Annotated in this window: 12 protein-coding genes; 6 read left to right on the top strand and 6 right to left on the bottom strand. The window is 67.6% G+C overall.

Translation table 11 applies throughout. The annotated features are described in order from the left end of the window. The first annotated feature begins 6 nt into the window (after positions 1-6). On the top strand, positions 7-459 hold the full coding sequence (locus J7I79_RS11260) for a (deoxy)nucleoside triphosphate pyrophosphohydrolase (protein WP_214953195.1): 453 nt from the start codon (positions 7-9) through the stop codon (positions 457-459). Between the two features lie 155 nt (positions 460-614). Next, positions 615-1,112 (top strand): MetQ/NlpA family ABC transporter substrate-binding protein, encoded by a 498-nt coding sequence (locus J7I79_RS11255; protein WP_214953193.1) that lies wholly within the window; start codon positions 615-617, stop codon positions 1,110-1,112. A gap of 152 nt (positions 1,113-1,264) precedes the next feature. Here the strand turns inward: J7I79_RS11255 and J7I79_RS11250 are convergent, their stop codons facing one another. After that, complete coding sequence (locus J7I79_RS11250; RefSeq protein WP_214953191.1) at positions 1,265-2,446, bottom strand: Rv2578c family radical SAM protein; 1,182 nt, start codon at positions 2,444-2,446, stop codon at positions 1,265-1,267. 79 nt (positions 2,447-2,525) lie between these two features. Between J7I79_RS11250 and pcp the strand changes: the two genes are divergently transcribed. Next, positions 2,526-3,176 (top strand): pyroglutamyl-peptidase I, encoded by a 651-nt coding sequence (gene pcp, locus J7I79_RS11245; RefSeq protein WP_214953189.1) that lies wholly within the window; start codon positions 2,526-2,528, stop codon positions 3,174-3,176. Between the two features lie 36 nt (positions 3,177-3,212). On the opposite strand, the gene J7I79_RS11240 is transcribed toward pcp, so the two are convergent. Both J7I79_RS11240 and J7I79_RS11235 read right to left on the bottom strand, forming a co-directional pair. Continuing rightward, the gene (locus tag J7I79_RS11240; RefSeq protein ID WP_214953187.1) at positions 3,213-3,857 is read right to left on the bottom strand and encodes an SIMPL domain-containing protein; all 645 of its coding nucleotides are present in this window, start codon (positions 3,855-3,857) and stop codon (positions 3,213-3,215) included. Position 3,858: 1 nt separating this feature from the next. Beyond that, complete coding sequence (locus tag J7I79_RS11235; RefSeq protein ID WP_214953185.1) at positions 3,859-4,335, bottom strand: DUF4157 domain-containing protein; 477 nt, start codon at positions 4,333-4,335, stop codon at positions 3,859-3,861. A 283-nt stretch (positions 4,336-4,618) separates the two neighbouring features. Between J7I79_RS11235 and pheS the strand changes: the two genes are divergently transcribed. The 3 genes from pheS to J7I79_RS11220 are packed head-to-tail and all read left to right on the top strand — an operon-like array spanning position 4,619 to position 8,954. Then, positions 4,619-5,680 (top strand): phenylalanine--tRNA ligase subunit alpha, encoded by a 1,062-nt coding sequence (gene pheS, locus J7I79_RS11230; protein WP_214953183.1) that lies wholly within the window; start codon positions 4,619-4,621, stop codon positions 5,678-5,680. A gap of 2 nt (positions 5,681-5,682) precedes the next feature. Further along, positions 5,683-8,226, top strand: coding sequence for a phenylalanine--tRNA ligase subunit beta (gene pheT / locus J7I79_RS11225; protein WP_214953181.1), 2,544 nt, complete (start codon positions 5,683-5,685; stop codon positions 8,224-8,226). Between the two features lie 47 nt (positions 8,227-8,273). After that, entirely contained in the window at positions 8,274-8,954 is a 681-nt protein-coding gene (locus J7I79_RS11220; RefSeq protein ID WP_214953179.1) for a 4'-phosphopantetheinyl transferase superfamily protein, read from the top strand. A gap of 31 nt (positions 8,955-8,985) precedes the next feature. Here J7I79_RS11220 and J7I79_RS11215 read toward each other — a convergent pair whose 3' ends face one another. The 3 genes from J7I79_RS11215 to J7I79_RS11205 all read right to left on the bottom strand — a co-directional run bounded on the left by J7I79_RS11215 (position 8,986) and on the right by J7I79_RS11205 (position 15,464). After that, the gene (locus tag J7I79_RS11215) at positions 8,986-10,353 is read right to left on the bottom strand and encodes a M1 family metallopeptidase (RefSeq protein ID WP_214953177.1); all 1,368 of its coding nucleotides are present in this window, start codon (positions 10,351-10,353) and stop codon (positions 8,986-8,988) included. 56 nt (positions 10,354-10,409) lie between these two features. Then, complete coding sequence (locus J7I79_RS11210; protein ID WP_396020192.1) at positions 10,410-14,384, bottom strand: Pls/PosA family non-ribosomal peptide synthetase; 3,975 nt, start codon at positions 14,382-14,384, stop codon at positions 10,410-10,412. A 114-nt stretch (positions 14,385-14,498) separates the two neighbouring features. Continuing rightward, positions 14,499-15,464: a quinone oxidoreductase gene (locus tag J7I79_RS11205; RefSeq protein WP_214953175.1), complete on the bottom strand. Its 966-nt coding sequence runs from the start codon at positions 15,462-15,464 to the stop codon at positions 14,499-14,501. Between the last annotated feature and the right edge of the window lie 36 nt (positions 15,465-15,500).

Raw genomic sequence — 15,500 nt, 5'->3', positions numbered from 1 at the left:
GTTGCAGTGACTGGACTCATCAATGTTGTTGGCGGAGCGGTTGTTGATTCGCTGAGTGCCCCTGCCCGGCTCCTGGTGGCGCGCCGGACGTCGCCGCCGCAGTTCGCCGGGATGTGGGAGTTCCCGGGCGGAAAGGTGGAGCCGCTCGAATCCGCGGAAGACGCCCTGCACCGCGAACTCCGCGAAGAATTGGGCATCGGCATCCGGCTGGGCACTGAATTGCTGGCGGAATCCGCCGCCGGCTGGCCGCTCAATGCCAAGGCCTCCATGCGGGTCTGGTTTGCCGAGATTGCGGACGGCGAACCCCGCCCGCTGGAAGACCACGACCAACTGCGCTGGATCAGCCTGGCGGAAAGTGATGAAGCTCTCACCCTGCCCTGGATACCGGCGGACTTCCCGATTGTCCGGGCCCTGCTGGCCGCCGTTGCCGGTTCAGAGCGGGTTCCACTGGAATCGTGAAATTATCCGAGTGCTGAACTCCGTTTCGGCGGAATAAATTCGGATCGGCCGCCTTCAGTGGCTTGGCAGAATTCTTAAGTTGGGTGCGGACGATGTCCGCACCCGCTTTTGCGGAAAATCGTTCCGGGAGGATTTGAGCCACCACAGGGAGCCCCATGATTTCCGTAGACCGGGTGTCGAAGAGCTATGGCTCAGGGGAGGCAGCGGTCCGGGCGCTTGACGACGTTTCGCTGACCGTCGGCCGCGGTGAGATTTTCGGCGTCGTCGGCCAGAGCGGTGCCGGCAAGAGCACCCTGATCCGGACCATCAATTCGCTGGAGCGCCCCGATTCCGGATCTGCCACAGTGGACGGCCGCGACGTCACGTCCCTGCTCAGCAAGTTCACCGAGATCGAGAACGCCAGCCTGCCGCAGGCACTCAACGACAAGGACGCCGCGATCGTGACGCTGGCATTCGCCCTGCCGGCCGGACTGAGCGCCGACGAGCAGCTGCTCGTGGAGGGCAAGGACAGTGCCTACTACAACGTCCTGGCCGTCAAGGCTGAAATGAAGGACGACCCGCGCGTGCAGAAGCTGTTCAAGATCCTGACGTCGCAGGAGATGAAGGACTTCATCAACACGAAGTTCAAGGGCCTGGTCATCCCGGCGAGCTGACCACCCGTTAGCCGCCAGCCATTCCGGCCACCCTACCAGCGTGGCACTGGCCACGCACCGCGGCTCCTGTCCTGCCCATGGCAGTGCCGGAGCCGGTGCGTTTAAGCCGCATGCGCTCCACGGGCGGCCGCCTGCGGGCTTCCGGCCGAGGGTCAGAACAGTGTGGGCTGGGCGGAATCCTCACTGGAGGCATGACCGCCCCTGCCGGCGTTTGCTGCGGTGCCTCGGAGGCCCGTTGTCCTCCCCGGGCCGGCTCCCGCTTCGGGCATGCTGCCGGCGGGATACTGTGCTTCCTCTTCCCTGGGGTCCTGGGCCAGATCGCGGTGGCTGAAGCCGTGTGAACCGGAAAAGCCATGCCGGGCCTTGAAATAGCGGATCCGCCCCGCGAGCCATTCGCGGTACTCCTTGGACGCGTATGACCCTGTGCCGTAGAGCCGGCGGTAACGGCCTGCCAGTTCGGGGTGGCGGGCAGCGATCCATTGCATAAACCATTCGCGCGTCCCCGGCTTCAGGTACAGGGCTCCGGCCGTAACACCCGTAGCACCTGCCGCGGCGAGTGAGCCAAAGAGCGAGTCCAGTGCTTCGTCGCTGTCGGAGAGCCAGGGCAGGATAGGCATGGCCATGACGCCGCACGGCAAGCCGGCTTCGCGTAGCCTCGAGACCAGCTTGAGCCGCGCCCTGGGTCCCGGAGTGCCGGGCTCGACTGCCTCGGCCAACTGTTCGTCAGTCATGGCCAGCGAAATCCCTATCCCGACCGGCACCTGCGCAGCGGCGTGCTTCAGCAGCGGGATGTCCCTGGCCAGCAGGGTGCCCTTGGTGAGGATGGACAGCGGCGTTCCTGAATCGGCAAGCGCGCTGATGATGCCCGGCATCAGCTGATACCGGCCCTCGGCGCGCTGGTAGGGATCCGTGTTGGTGCCCAGGGCCACGTGATGATGGCCCCAGGAAGGCTTGGCGAGTTCCTTCCGCAGGACTTCGGCTGCGTTGATCTTGACCACCACCTGGCTGTCGAAATCCAGGCCGGCATCAAAGTCCAGGTAGGTGTGGCTCTTGCGGGCAAAACAATAGACGCAGGCGTGGCTGCAGCCGCGATAGGGATTGACGGTCCATTCGAAGGGCATGCGGGAACCGGCCGCCACTTTGTTGAGCACCGATTTGGCGGTGACCTCATGGAAAGTGACCCCGGCGAATTCGGGGGTTGAGACGGAACGCACAAGTCCGGCCAGCGGCAGCAACGCGTCAACGGCTGGGGCGGCTGCTGATGCGTTGCCTGCGGTGTTGCCTGCGGTGTTGCCTGCAGTCGCCGGCCGGAGTGCTTGTGCGTCCCATCTCATGGCTACCATTCGAAGGTATGTTCGAATAGAAGTCAAGACCCTGACCCCCGTGTGGAGCCGCTGTTGCTACGCTGGGGCCATGATTCTCCTGACCGGGTTCGAACCGTTTGGCGGCGAAACCACCAACCCGTCCTGGACCGCCGCGGAGGCGGCGTCCGGAATCCTGCAGGGGGAGGGCCACGCCGTCGCTGCTGTGGAACTGCCGTGTGTGTTCGGGCAGTCCATCACAGTGCTGGAGGACGCACTGCGGCGCTACAACCCGGAGCTTGTGATCTGCGTCGGCCAGGCCGGCGGGCGGCCGCGGATCTCCCTGGAGCGGGTCGCCATCAACTGCGACGACGCCCGCATCCCGGACAACGCCGGAAACCGCCCTGTGGACGAGGAAGTGGTCGCCGGCGGCCCGGCCGCCTATTTCAGCTCACTGCCAGTGAAGGCGGCGCTGCTTGCCCTTCGTGCCGCCGGGATCCCGGCCGAGGTTTCCCAAACCGCCGGCACCTACGTCTGCAACCACATCTTCTACGCACTGATGCACTCGCTGAACACCGGAATCGGCGCCCCGGCAACGCGGGGCGGCTTCATTCATGTCCCGTATGAGACCCGGCAGGTGCCCCAGGCCAGCGGTACCCCGTCGCTGCCCGCAGCCGTGATGGCGGAGGCGCTCGCCGTCGTCGTCCGTACTGCCCTGGCCGCGACGTCGGACATCAAGCTGTCCGCCGGTACAGTCCACTAACCTCGCCTCGCGTCGAGGCGCTCGCCGGCCGCGGCGCTAGCTGCGTTCGCGAAGCTCCCAGACGACGCCCACCGTTGCCGACACGCTCGACTGCCCGGCCTCGATCCCCACGGAATCCGTGGCCATGGCGCGCTGCATTTTCGCCACCGGAATCGGTCCCGGGGCGCCGGGCTGCTGGGTGACGGAGACCACCGGACCAAGTTCAGTGTCCGCCAGCGACGCGAACTGACTGGCCGTGGCAAGGGCGTCCTGCCAGGCGGCCTCCCGTGCCCGTGCCGTGACGGCGGCAGGGTCCGCGAAGCCGAGGTCCAGCCCGTTCAGCCTGACGTCGTTGCCGCCGGCCCCCACCGCCCCGGCGATAACCTCCGAGGAGCCGGCAACGTCCCGCAGCCGGACGGACAGGATGCTTGAGGCCACATACCCCGCCACGGTCTGGCCCTCGCCTTCCTTCCAGACGACGTCGGCGCGGACGTTGAGGCCGGACGTGCTGATGTCCCGGTCATCCACACCGTGCTCCCGCAGGACTGCCGATATCCCGGCCGAGGCCCTTCCGGCCGCCGCATACGCGGCGCCAACGTCCTCCCGGCGGCACTCGACGCCGACGGACACAGTCAGGAGGTCCGGCACTGCCTCAGCCGTCCCTGAGCCCGTCACCGCTACTGTCCTCGCGATTTTGGTCATGTCATGCCTCAATTCCATCGGGGGCTGAGTTGCCCGTACGGCGTCGGGCCTTACGGCGCTTGTGCGGTTTGCGGGTGCGCATATCCACGTATCCGCCGGCCTCCAGTCCTGCGAGGCGTTCGAAGATGTTCGCGGAGCCGGGGTTTCCCGTCCGCAGCTGCGACCAGCCGGCTGCGATGAAGTACAGCGGCAGGAACGGCAGGCCGCAGCACCAGGCATATTGGCTGCTGTGCCGTTCCTCATGCCGCAACAGCACCCGATTGGCCAGGGCTTCCGGCGCGTCGGCACGGAACAGCACCACGTTCCCCACGGTGAACGCCTGGGCAAAGGGGAGGCGCCACCGGTAGCCGGTGGCGATCAGCAGGCCGCGCGGTCCGGTGCGGACAGCCGTGCGGGCACACCGGGCCAGCAGCAGGCCCAGAAGCGTCGATGCATTCAGCGCGTTGGCGATCTGCCGCAGCCGCTGTCCGGAGGTCATGAGGCCATGGTAGCGGCAGCCGGTGATCGCTGCTCCTGCCCGCCGTTCCTCCCTGCAGGACTGTCACGTTGGGTGCTGTGGCACGTTCAGCCGGGCGCCTTCAACTAGACTGGGGGAGAGTGCCCGCCGGACGAATTCCGGCGAGCCCTGCCCTTTGTCACTTCACGCGTCCGCGGAAAACGGTCGCGTGGAAAGACAAGTCAGTGACGGACACGCTGCCGGTGGACCCGAATGCAGCTGGACAGGTCGCTGGCGATACCCGACTCGTAGCTAAGAACAGTAGATGACTGAAACTTTGCCGGGCGCTGCCATCCCGAACCCTCTGGATGAAGCTGCCATTACTGCCGCCGTAGACCACGCCGTCGCCGCCATTGCTGCTGCCTCCTCCCTTGATGAGCTCAAGGCCGTGAGGCTCGCGCACACCGGGGAGAAGTCGCCGCTGAGCCTCGCCAACCGTGAAATCGGCGGCCTGGCGAAGGACCAGAAGGCCGCCGCCGGAAAACTCATGGGCGCCTCCCGCGGACGCGTCAACAAGGCGCTCGCGGACCGCACCGCCGAGCTGGAAGCCGAAAATGACGCACGGATCCTCGTCGAGGAGACCGTGGACGTCACTGCCGCCCCGCGCCGCCGCCGTGCCGGTGCGCGCCACCCGCTGTCCACGCTGCAGGACCGTGTGGCGGACATCTTCGTCGGGATGGGCTGGGAAATCGCCGAAGGTCCCGAGGTGGAATCCGAGTGGTTCAACTTTGACGCCCTGAACTTCAAGCCGGACCACCCGGCGCGCGAAATGCAGGACACGTTCTTTGTGGAGCCCCCCGAGGCCCACCTCCTGATGCGCACACACACTTCCCCGGTGCAGGTCCGTTCCATGCTGGAACGCGAAGTGCCGATCTATGTGCTGTGCCCGGGCAAGGTGTTCCGCACGGACGAACTGGACGCCACGCACACCCCGGTGTTCCACCAGTTCGAGGGCCTGGCCATCGACAGGAAGCTCAGCATGGCGGACCTTCGCGGAACGCTGGAGCACTTCGCCCGGCAGATGTTCGGTGACGAGGCCCAGATCCGCCTGCGCCCCAACTACTTCCCGTTCACCGAGCCGTCCGCGGAGCTGGATATCTGGCACCCGGGCGCCAAGGGCGGTCCCCGCTGGATCGAATGGGGCGGCTGCGGCATGGTCAACCCCAACGTCCTTCGGGCTGCCGGCATCGATCCGGACGTCTATTCAGGTTTTGCCTTCGGCATGGGCATCGAGCGCACCCTTATGTTCCGCAACGAGGTGGGCGACATGCGCGACATGATCGAAGGCGATGTACGTTTCAGCGAGCACTTCGGGATGGAGATCTAACAGTGCGTATCCCACTTTCCTGGCTGCGTGAGTTCGCGCAGGTACCGGCCGGAGCAACGGCCGAAGACGTGATGGCCGAACTGGTCAAGGTCGGTTTTGAAGAAGAAGCGGTGCACCGCCCCACGGATGCGCTCAGCGGTCCCATCGTGGTGGGCCAGGTCCTGAGCCTGGTCAAGGAACCGCAGACCAACGGCAAGACCGTCAACTGGTGCCAGGTCCGCGTGGTCCCCGAGGGCCAGGAGCAGACCCTCACCGGCAAGGGCATCGACCCGTCCGGGGTCCAGGGCATCATCTGCGGAGCCCACAACTTCGTGGAGGGCGACAAGGTCGTAGTCACCCTTCCGGGCGCCGTGCTGCCCGGCGACTTCCACATCTCCGCGCGGAAGACCTACGGCCACCTGTCCGCCGGCATGATCGCCTCCGTCCGCGAACTGGGCATCGGCGAGGACCACGACGGCATCCTGGTGCTGTCCCGGATCGGGCTGGACCCGGAACTCGGCACCGACGCCATGGAACTGCTCGGTCTCTACGACCAGGCTGCCGAGATCAACGTGACGCCGGACCGCGGCTACGCGTTCTCCATCCGTGGCGTGGCCCGCGAATACGCCCACGCCACCGGAACGTCCTTCACGGACCCGGCGGCAAAGGTGCAGGCACCGGCTGAACTGGCCGGCGGCCATGGCGTCAAGCTCAATGACGACGCTCCCATCTACGGCAAGCCCGGCTGCGACCGCTTCGTGGCCCGGACGGTCCGCGGAGTGAACGCGACCAAACCGACGCCGCTGTGGATGGTTTCACGCCTGCGGCTTGCCGGCATCCGCTCCATCTCCCTTCCGGTGGACATCTCGAACTACGTAATGCTGGAACTCGGCCAGCCGACGCACTGCTACGACCTGGACAAACTGTCCGGCGACATCGTGGTCCGGCGCGCCGTGGCGGGGGAGAAGATCACCACCCTGGACGACAAGGAGCGCAAGCTCGACGTCGAGGACCTGCTCATCACTGACGGTTCCGGAGCGATCGGCATCGCCGGCGTTATGGGCGGCGCCGCCACCGAAGTGTCGGATTCCACCACGAACGTCCTTGTTGAGGCGGCACACTTCGACGAAGTGTCGATCGCCCGGTCGCGCCGGCGGCACAAGCTGCCCTCCGAGGCGTCCAAGCGTTTCGAACGCGGCGTTGACTGGCAGGTTGCGGGCATCGCCGCGCAGCGGGTGGTTGACCTCCTGGTCGAGCTGGCCGGCGGTACTGCCGACGACGCCGGCACCGACGTCGGCACTGCGCCTGACGCCGTGACCATCGAGCTCCCGGCGGCCTTCCCGGCAGCACGGATCGGCATCGATTTCACCGACGCGCAGGTCGTCACCTCGCTCGAGGACCTCGGCGCTGCCGTGGTGACGAACGACGGCGGCTGGACGGTCACTGCCCCGAGCTGGCGGAACGACCTGGAAACCAAGGAAGACCTCTCCGAGGAAATCGCCCGGCTGGTGGGTTACGACCAGATTCCGGCGACGCTCCCCGTGGCGCCCCCGGGACGCGGCCTCACCCGCGTGCAGCAGCAGCGTCGCCGCCTGGTCCAGGCACTGGCCGATGCGGGGCTCACCGAGGTCCTGGCCTACCCGTTCGTGTCCAAGGCCGCCAACGACACTTTTGGCGTGGCCGAGCAGGGAACGGCCCGCAAGGCCGTCAAGCTGGCCAACCCGATCAGCGAGGAACAGGGCTACCTGCGGACGTCCGTCCTTCCCGGCCTGATCGAGGTGGCCAAGCGCAACCACTCGCGCGGCTTCCGCGACCTGGCGGTCTTCGAGGCCGGCCTGGTGTTCCTGCCGGGTGACTCCGTGGGTACGCCGTCCATCCCGCCGCTCGGCGTCAAGCCCTCCGATGAGGTGCTGGATGCCCTGTACGACGGCGTTCCGGACCAGCCGCTGCACATCGCAGCGGTCCTGACGGGCCATGACTCGCCGGCTGCCGCAGCCCACACGCCCCGTGCCTGGGACTGGGCAGACGCCGTGGATATAGCCCGCCTGGCCGGAGACGTCCTCGGCGTCGAAATCGTCGTCAGCCAGGGCCACCACCAGGCCTACCACCCGGGACGCACAGCCCAGCTGGCCCTGCGTTCGGGCGAAGGTGTCGGCTACGCCGGCGAACTGCACCCCAAGCTGCTGGCCGCGCACGACATGCCGGCACGTTCGGTGGCGCTCGAGTTCAACGCCGACGCCCTCTTCGACGCTGCAGCCGACGTCATCGTCGCGAAGCACATCTCCGGTTTCCCGGTGGCCACCCAGGACGTTGCCCTGGTGGTTCCCAAGGAAATCCCGGCCGACGACGTCCTGGCCGCCCTCCGTGAAGGCGCCGGCGAGCTGCTGGAAGACGTGGCACTGTTTGACGTGTACGCAGGAAAGGGCATCGAGGCCGGCAAGAAGTCGCTGGCCTTCGGCCTCCGCTTCCGTGCCGCGGACCGGACGCTGACGGCGGACGAGGCGTCTGCCGCCCGTGAGAGCGCCGTTGCAATGGCCGCCGAGCGCTTCGGGGCCGTTCAGCGCTAGGCGGGTCAGCGCCAAGCGCTCAGGGCTAAGACCGGAAGGGCGGGGCCATGGCGTCACAGCTTGTTGTGCGTGCCTGCCCGCCCTTTCGCGTACCCGGGCAGGATTCAGCACGGGCGGCAGCGGAGCTGGAACGCGATGCCCGGCAGTTCCTGGACCCGCCGGAGCTGCAGCGCGCCCGCGCCATGATGGCCGTGCCACGGCAGGATTTCCTGGCCGCAAGGATGGCCCAGCGCCTGCTCGCGGCGGAACTGCTTGGCGTGCGCGTGCAGGACCTGACCGCCCGTTACAGTTGCCCGCAGTGCGGCAGCGGTCCGGCCATCACCCACGGCAGGCCCGGCTACATGCTGGATGGAGCGCCCGCACCCCTGCTGCTGAGCCTGTCGCGGGCAAAAGGCTGGACCCTGCTGGCGGCCATGACAGAACCCGGTCCGGAGCAACAGCTGGGGGTCGACGTCGAAGATCCGCAGCGGCTGGATTTTGACGGATTCGACGCCGTGGCGCTGACGACGGCGGAACGCCAGGCTGTGGCATCCCTGTACGGGGATGACCTCCTGCGCGGACGCGCCCGGCTGTGGGCGCGGAAGGAGGCCTTCCTGAAGATGACCGGGGAGGGCCTCAGCCGGGCGCCGGAGACGGTTGACGTGCTTGAGCGCCCCGGCGTCAGGGACCTGGCCCCCGCTGACTCCGGACTGCCGGTGGACCTGGTGGCCGCCGTCGCCGTCGGGTGATTTCAAGGTCCGGCCGAAGTAGCCAGGCGCGCTAACGGGCCGGAAGGGGCGGCAGTGTCTCCTCGAACAGCCAGGGATGGAGCAGGGCTTCCGAATCGATGCCCGCCACACGGTCCGCGGTCTGGATGAACCCGGCGGTGGAAACGGATCCGTGGCGGTTGTTCGCGGCCCAGTCGTGCAGCAGCGCAAAGAAGGCGAGGTCGCCGCACCGGATCCGCAGTGCGTGCAGTGCGAGGGCGCCGCGCTTGTACACGCGGTCATCGAACATGAGCTCAGGGCCGGGGTCGCCAACCACGATGTCCTGGCTCCCGGCGTAGAGCTTCCGCCAGGCGGCAGCGGCGCGCTCTGCGGCGCTCATGACGCCGGCAGCCTCTGACCAGATCCACTCCGCGTAGCAGGCGAATCCTTCATGCAGCCAGATGTCGCTCCAGGCCGAAACTGTCAGGGAATTGCCGAACCACTGGTGGGACAGCTCGTGGGCGATCAGCCGCTGCGATTCCCAGCCGGTGTCCAGATGGTTGGGGCCAAAGATGGAGAGCGTCTGGGATTCGAGGGGTATTTCGAGCTCGTCCTCGGCCACCACCACCGTGTACTCCTGGAAGGGGTAGGGGCCGAAGCTGTTGACGAACGTCCGCATCATCTCCGGCTGGCGGGCCAGGCCGCGGCGTGCGGAATCTGCCAGGGCCGCGGGCACCGCGACGTGTTGCGGGACGCTGCCGGCAACGGGCGTCGTGTCCAGGGTGAGGACATCGTAGCGGCCGATCTGGACTGTGGCGAGGTAGGTCGACATCGGCTCGGCCTGTTCGTAGGTCCACGTTTCACGGCTGGACCCTGTCCTGCGGGAGATCAGCAGTCCGTTGCACACGGCACGGTAATTGACGTCCGTGGTCACTGCGATCCTGTAGCTGGCTTTGTGCCGCGGGTGGTCGTTGCAGGGAAACCAGGAGGCGGCGCCGTTGGGCTGGCCTGCCACCAGTACTCCGTCGGTAAGTTCCTCCCATCCCACTTCGCCCCACAGGCCGCTGCGGGGACCGGGATTTCCCTCGTACCGGATGTCCAGGATGAAGCGGTCTCCCGGGAGCAGGGCGGCGTCAGGGACCACCACCAGCTGCTCAGCGCGCTGGCTGAATTTCCGCACCTTTTTGCCGTTGAGTGAAATTTTGACGGCGCGCATTCCCGCGAGGTCCAGGACAATGGCCGACGCCGCCCGGTCCGCCTCCGCGTGCAGGACTGCCCGGCCGTTCAACCTGTTGCTGGCCAGTTTGTAGTCAAGGTCCAGTTCGTACCTGGTGACCCGGTAGGCGTTCGTGCCGTGCCCCGGGACGTAGGGATCCGGGGAACCTGACGGTTCGTCCGGCCGCCGCACGCCGTCGGGGCTGGATGTTGCTGCAAAACTCATAGAGCGGGCCTTCGTACTGCGAACGTTGCGGATCCGGGGGACATGCCGTGCTGGAGCTACTTGAGCCGCGGAGCCGGGACTGCCGGGCCTGCCCACGGGCTGACCGGATTGCCCATCCAGTACGTCGCGGCGGGAACGGTTTCGCCGCGCATGACCAGGGATGCCGGCCCCACGGTGCCGCCCCTCGCGATGCGTGCCCGCGGAAGGATGACGCCATGTGGTCCCATCGTGGCTCCGTCTTCGAGGGTAACAGTGTCGATGCTCATGATGCGGTCGTGGAAAAGGTGGGTTTGGACCACACACCCCCGGTTGACCGTTGAACTCTCGCCCAGCGTCACAAGATCGGCCTCGGGCAGCCAGTAACTCTCGCACCACGTGCCGCGGCCGATCTTCGCGCCCAGGCCCCGCAGCCACCAGACGAGGGCCGGCGTTCCCGAAGCCGAGCGGGCGAACCATGGTGCGCTGACCATTTCGATGAAGGTATCCACAACCTCGTTCCGCCAGATGAAGGAACTCCACAGGGCGTGCTCGCCGGCCCTGATCCTGCCCACCAGCAGCCATTTGGCGGCGACGGCACTGGCCGCGGCGACGGCACCTGCTGCAAGGAGCACGAGGCCGCCCAGCAGGGCCGCGATACCGTAGCCGGACACCGAGGCGAGCCAGTCGAACGCGAGCATCACGCCGGCGGCCAGGGCCACCGTGAGGATCACCGGGATGAACCGGCAAAGCTCCCACAGGGCGCGCGCCAGTTTCAGCCGCAGGGGCGGCTGGAACGTCAGGGTGTTGTCTGTGGCGATGGCCGTGCGCCGCAGCCGCACGGGCGGACTGCCGAGCCAGGAGGTGCCCGACTTGGCCTTGGCCGGGGTGGCCGAGAGGACGGCCACCAGCGAGTTCTTGGGGACGCTGCGTCCCGCACCGGTCATCCCGGAGTTGCCGAGGAAGGAGCGCTTGCCGATCTTTGCCGGGGCAATCCGCATCCATCCGCCGCCAAGCTCGTAGGACGCCACCATGGTGTCGTCCGCAAGGAACGCACCCTCGCCCACGGTTGTCATCTTGGGGAGCAGCAGGACAGTGGACGCCTCCACGTTCTTCCCCACCTTGGCTCCGAGCAACCGCAGCCAGACCGGGGTGAAGAGGCTGGCGTAAATGGGGAACAGGACATCGCGGGCCAGGTCCAGCACCCGTTCCGTAGCCCAGACCTGCCAGCCGATCCGGCTCCGCACCCGGAAGTAGCCTTCAGTGAGACCCACGCCCAGCAGGCGGGTCGTGGCGAGGATCAGCAGGAGATTGGTGATGAACCACGCCAGCGCCGCCAGCGGCAGCGAGGCCAGGACCTGGGGCACCGCAGCCGAGAGGGATTCGCTGCCGCGGATGAAGAGGAACACCACGAACGCCCCTGCGAAAGCGGACACGTAGGGGATGGTGGCCAGAACGGCGGAGGCTGCGGCAAATGCACCGAACCAGAGCCTGCCGATCAGTGGATGGGCGGGCGGCGTCTCCGGCCATGAGTGTTTGGCCTTGCCGATCCGCTCGGCGGGGGAACCGGCAACGAGTTGCCCGGCCTTGACTTTTCCGAGCACGGCGGAACCCGGCTCCACCTGGCCGCCGGCGCCGATGCTTGCGCCCGGCATGAGCGTGCTGCGCGCCCCAACCGCTGCGCCCGCCCCGACATGGACCCGGCCGATGTGGACGGAATCGCCGTCGATCCACCACCCGGACAGATCCACTTCGGGTTCGATGTTGCAGCCGCGCCCCAGCGACAGCATTCCGGTGACCGGCGGAAGGGAATGCAGCTGGACATCGTTGCCGATCTTCGCGCCAAGGGCCTTCGCATAATAGGGAACCCAGGGAGCGCTTGCGAGGCTGATGGCGCCGGACAGATCCTGGATCTGTTCCGCCAGCCACAGCCGCAGGTGCACCTTGCCGGACCGGGGGTAGGTGCCCGGAACCACCTTCCGGAGCAGGGTCCTGGCAGCCAGGACAGAGATGCCCATCCGGCCGGCCGGGCTCACGAACACCAGCCAGGAGGCGGCCACCCACCACCACGAGATGACCGGAGCCGCCGAGAAGCCGGCAAAGGCTGCCAGCAGGTTGTTGGCCGCCATGACGTAGGTGAGCCAGCGCATGCCCACCAGGATGTGCAGGGGGACGCCCATCAGCGTCTGGAAAATCTGCGACTTCAATGCCGTGGGGCGGACTTCCCGCTCGGGCGCCGGACCGGCCACCCCTTCAGGCAGGGATTGACGGGCGGCGTCGATCAGTGCGCCCACCCTGGGGGTGGCGTAGATGTCGGCCACGGTGATGGTGGGGTAACGGACCCGCAGCGCCGAGACCAGCTGCGCTGCTGCGAGGGATCCGCCGCCGTGGGCGAAGAAGTCCGCATCCAGGTTGGACGCCGGTGTCCCCAGGACGCGGCCCCACTGCTCCACGATCCAGCTGGCGTCGTCCGACAGGTTCAGTGGGGCATTGTCCGCGTCGGCAGCCCCTGCTCCGGCCAACGGCCAGGGCAGGGAGTGGCGGTCAACTTTTCCGCTTGTCTTCGTGGGCAGGGATTCAACCACCGTTAGAAGTGGGATGAGCGCTGCCGGAAGGCTGGCCCCCAGCAGACCACGCGCGGCGGTGAGGTCGATGTCCGCGGTGCCCGCAGGGGCAAGGTAGCCGACCAGGATCTGGTTCCCGGCCGCCGTCGTGCGCACCGCCGCCGCCGCGCCGGCAACCCCCGGCAGTGCCTGCAGCGCCGCGTCGATCTCGCCGAGTTCAATCCGCCGGCCACCGAGCTTCACCTGCTCGTCCGCGCGCCCCATAAAGACCAGGCCCTCCGCTTCGTAGCGGACCAGGTCTCCGGACCGGTAGGCCCGGGCCCAGCCAAGGGATGGCATTGGCGCGTACTTTTCGGCATCCTTGGCGGGGTCGAGGTACCGGGCCAGCCCCACGCCGCCGATGATGAGCTCGCCCACTTCGCCCGCTGCCACCGGAACGCCGCCCGCATTAACCACGGCAAGGTCCCAGCCGTCCAGCGGCAGGCCGATCCGGACGGGACCGGGCAGGCCCAGCGGCGCCGCGCACGCCACTACGGTGGCTTCGGTCGGTCCGTAGGTGTTCCACACTTCCCGGCCGTCCACGGCGAGCCGCTCCGCGAGCTCCGGCGGACAGGCCTCGCCGCCGAAAATCAACAGGCGCACGTTTTCCAGCGCTTCGGCCGGCCACAGTGCGGCGAGGGTGGGCACCGTGGACACCACTGTTATCCCGTGGCTGATCAGCCACGGACCGAGGTCCATTCCGGTGCGGACCAGCGATCGCGGAGCGGGGACGAGGCATGCACCGTAGCGCCAGGCCAGCCACATCTCTTCGCAGGAAGCGTCGAACGCCACGGACAGTCCGGCCAGGACGCGATCCTGGGGGCCAATGGGTTCGTCCCGCAGGAAGATCCGGGCTTCGGCATCGACGAATGCGGCCGAGGACCGGTGCTGCACGGCGACTCCCTTTGGCGTGCCGGTGGAGCCGGAGGTAAAGATCACCCAGGAGTCGTCGTCGGGCTTCGGCATCCGGGGATCCGGGAACGGCTGCGGGCGCTTGCCCCCTGTGACGATCTCGCCGTCGGCCCGGAGGATGGCAGCCACACGGGCTTCACCGAACACCAGCTTGGCACGTTCGTCGGGGTCATCAGCATCCACCGGGACGTACGCGGCCCCGATCAGCAGGACCGCCAGGATGGAGACGTACAGCTTGTTGGTGCCGGACGGGATGCGGACGCCGATCTTGTCGCCGGCCCCGAGGCCCGCCTGGTGCAGCTCACGCGCGGTTGCCCGGACGTCGGCCATCAGCTGTGCATAGCTCAGCCGCCGGTGGCCGTCGTCCAGGGCCGAGGCCTCCGGGTACTTCCTGGCCGTCTCCTGGAGGATGTCGATCAGCGTCCGCTCGGGCGGCGCGGCGGCGCCCGGCAGTTGCGGCAGGTACAGGTTCCGGAGGGCCGGACGCGCATCGGTGCCGGTCTCCGGCGCGGAGCCGGGAGCTTGCGGTTGTTCAGTCACGGGGTGATTCTTTCCGCACAAGATGAACAGAAGGTGTCGCAGTTCGCCGGGGGTTCGCAGGGTGTTTGCGCCGCGTTTACCGGGGTCGCCTATTACCGGCCCTCCTGTATCGGGTCAGGGAACCAGGATGACCTTGCCGGTGGTGCGGCGCTGTTCCAGGTCGTCGTGGGCCTGGGCTGCCTTCGCCAGGTCGTAGCGGCCGCCGATCCGGACCTTGAGGCTGCCGTTGGCGGCCGCCGCGAAGATCTCATCGGAGCGCCAGCGGCGTTCCTGGGCGTTGCGCAGGAAGTGGTTTATGGTCGGCCGGGTCAGGTACAGGGAGCCGCCGGCGTTAAGCCGCTGCGGATCGAACGGCGGAACCGGTCCGGATGCGGCTCCGAAGAGAACAAGCGTGCCGCGGACACGCAGGGCAGCCAGGGAACCGTCGAACGTGTCCTTCCCGACGCCGTCGTACACCGCGTCCGCGCCGGTTCCGTCGGTCAGTTCCCGGACCCGCGCGGCGAAGCCTTCGTAGCGCAGCACATGGTCGGCGCCGGCTTCGCGGGCCAGCTTCCCCTTGTCGTCGGTGGAGACGGTGGTGATGACGCGGGCGCCCTTCGCCTTGAGCAGCTGGATCATGAGCAGGCCGACGCCGCCGGCTCCGGCGTGCAGCAGCACCGTGTGGGCCGGCTCGACGCGGAAAGAGGAATTGATCAGGTAGTGCGCGGTGATGCCCTGGAGCGGAAGGGCGGCCGCGGTGAAGTCGTCCACGCCGCGGGGGACAGGCAGTGCCTTGTCCTCGTTGATGAGGATGTATCCGGCATAGCAGTTGGTGCCTTCGGCAGTGGCCACCCGGTCTCCGACGGAGAACACCGTTACGCCCTCGCCCAGCTCCTCCACCGTGCCGGCTGCCTCGGAGCCCGGAGTGAACGGATAGGGCACCTTGTACGTGCCGCTGCGCTTGTAGGTATCGATGAAGTTCACCCCGGTGGCGGCGACTTTTACCAGGAGCTGGCCGGGACCGGGCACCGGCCGAGCCACCTCTGCCAGCTCCAGAACATCCGGACCGCCCGCCTGGCGGGCGACGATTGCATGCATCATGTGTCTCCTTCCCTGGGCTGGGATTTCCAGGCCCGG

Source organism: Arthrobacter sp. ISL-69 (genome assembly GCF_018613775.1).
Lineage (GTDB): Bacteria > Actinomycetota > Actinomycetes > Actinomycetales > Micrococcaceae > Arthrobacter.
Note: the sequence above shows the minus strand (reverse complement) of the source record. Positions and strands in the feature narration are given on the sequence as shown.